This is a genomic window from Variovorax sp. 01T439_2 (genome assembly GCF_056398445.1).
Map to the genome: position 1 here is coordinate 1 of NZ_JBFTPJ010000927.1, position 2,316 is coordinate 2,316.

Consider the following 2,316-nt stretch of genomic DNA (forward strand, 5'->3'; position numbering starts at 1 on the left):
CTGATCAACCACCGCTCTTTGCAACGCTCCCGCTGATGGGGTGCCTTGCGCAGCGAAATCAAGGAGGAGCCCGAAGGGCGGGGGACATTCGCGGAGCAAGGTACCCCGTCGGCGGGAGCGCGCCCTGAAAAGACACCGAGCATGAACATCATCCAAGCACTGTAAAGGCCTTGGTGAAGAAGTCATCCCCCCCGAAGTTCCCGGACTTCAGCGCAATGTGCACCGGCAAGCCTTCGACATCCGTGCGCGCATGGCACCACGGCACCCCCGGATCGATCTGCGGGCCGATCTGCATCTGCGCGATGCCCAGTGCCTGAACGCAGGCACCGGAGGTTTCGCCGCCCGCCACCACCAGCTGGCGCACACCCCGCTCGACCAGGCCGCGCGCAATCGCGGCAATGGTGCGCTCGACCATTGCGCCGGCCTCCTCGACACCGAGCTTGCCCTGCACCGATTTCACGGCGCCGGCCTCGGCCGTGGAATAGACCAGCACCGGCTGCTTCTCGACCAGCGGCGCGGCCCAGGCCAATGCCTCGGCCGCGACATCCACGCCCGCGGCAATGCGCAGCGGATCGACGGCCAGCGCCGCGCCGCCGCGCTGGATGAAGTCGAGCACCTGCCGGTTGGTGGCCAGCGAGCAGCTGCCCGACACCACGGCGCGCAGTCCGCCGGCCGCCGGCAGCGCACTGGCCTGCGACGACGGCGCAAGGCCGAAGTTGGCCGGCAGCCCGATGGCCACGCCCGAGCCGGCCGTGACCAGCGGCATCTTCGCGAGCGCCGGACCCAGGCGCAGCAGGTCGTCGTTCGACACCGCGTCGACGATGGCGACCGACACGCCCTCGCCTTGGAGCTGCTCGATGCGCTCCGTGACGGCCGCCGCGCCGCGCGCCACCACTGCGTGGTCGATCAGCCCGACCTTGCGCGTGCACTGCGCCTGCAGCACGCGAACCAGGTTCGGGTCGGTCATCGGCGTGAGCGGATGGTTCTGCATGCCGCTCTCATTGAGCAGCACCTCGCCGGCGAACAGGTAGCCCTTGAACACGGTGCGCTTGTTGTCGGGAAAGGCGGGCGTGGCAATGGTGAAGCCGCACTTCAGCGCCTCCATCAGCGCCTCGGTCACCGGGCCGATGTTGCCCTGCGGCGTGCTGTCGAAGGTGGAGCAGTACTTGAAGTAGATCTGCTGCGCACCCTGCGCCTGCAGCCAGCGCAGCGCATCGAGCGATTGCGCGATGGCCTCGGCCRGTGCGATGGTGCGCGACTTGAGCGCGACCACCACCGCATCGACTTCCGCATCRAGCGGCGTGGCGGGCACGCCGATCGCCTGCACCACGCGCATGCCGGCGCGCACGAGGTTGTTGGCGAGGTCGGTCGCGCCGGTGAAATCGTCGGCGATGCAGCCGAGCAGCAACTTGGCCATGGCTCAGTCCTTGGTGGCGACGACAGGCAGCTTCACCGCCTGCGGGTTCTCGCGCACGTAGTCGCGCAGGATGGCGTCGAAGCTCGCGTCGGCCGCGAGGCCCAGCGCCTCGGCGCGCGCGGCGTGGATGCGGCTGGGCCAGCTGGTCACGATCTTCGCGATGGCCGCGTCGGGTTCCCAGTCGATCAGCCCGGTGGCGTCCTTGCCGGCGATGCGTTCGAGCGCATCGGCCATCTCGCGCACGGTGGTGGTCAGCGCGGGCAGGTTGACGGCGGTGCGTGCGCCCCATTCGGCGGCACTGGCCGTGGCCGCGCGCACGATGCCCGCGACGGTGTTGCCGGGCGATGCGAGCGCGACTGCCGTTTCTGGCGCCACGGGGCAGCGCGCGCGTTCGCCCGCCAGCGGCTCGCGCAGCATGCCGCTCAGGAAGCTGGAGGCCGCGCCGTTGGGCCGGCCCGGCCGCACCGAGACCGTCATGAGCCGCACGTTGCGGCCCTGCACGAAACCCTTGCGCGTGAAGTCGGCCACCAGCTGCTCGCCGATGAACTTCTGGATGCCGTAGCTGTTCTGCGGCGTCGGCAAGGTGGCGTCCTCGATCACCGCGGGCAGCCGCTGCTCGGGCGAATCGCCGAACACCGCGACCGAGCTGGAGAACACGAACACCGGCGCATGGCCCGCGCGTCGGCAGGCGTCGAGCAGCGCGCGCGTGGTGTCCAGGTTGCTGCGCATGCCCAGGTCGAARTCGGCCTCGCATTCGCCGCTSACSGCSGCGGCCAGGTGGAACACGGCGTGCGTGTCGGCCAGCGGCAGCGCGCCGCCGGTGGCCTGCTCGTACAGGTCGCCCTGCACGAACTGCACGCGCGCATCGGCCGCGAGGTCGGCGGGCGGCGCCACGCGGT

At 70.4% G+C, this 2,316-nt stretch carries 2 protein-coding genes; both read right to left on the reverse strand.

Going from position 1 to position 2,316, the window contains the following annotated elements; all coding sequences use genetic code 11:
* Window positions 1-148: 148 nt before the first annotated feature.
* Window positions 149-1,417, reverse strand: coding sequence for a 3-oxo-tetronate kinase (gene otnK, locus AC1DOC_RS29900; RefSeq protein WP_478131144.1), 1,269 nt, complete (start codon window positions 1,415-1,417; stop codon window positions 149-151).
* A gap of 3 nt (window positions 1,418-1,420) precedes the next feature.
* The coding region (gene denD, locus AC1DOC_RS29905; protein WP_478131145.1) for a D-erythronate dehydrogenase at window positions 1,421-2,316 on the reverse strand (896 nt) is incomplete at its 5' end.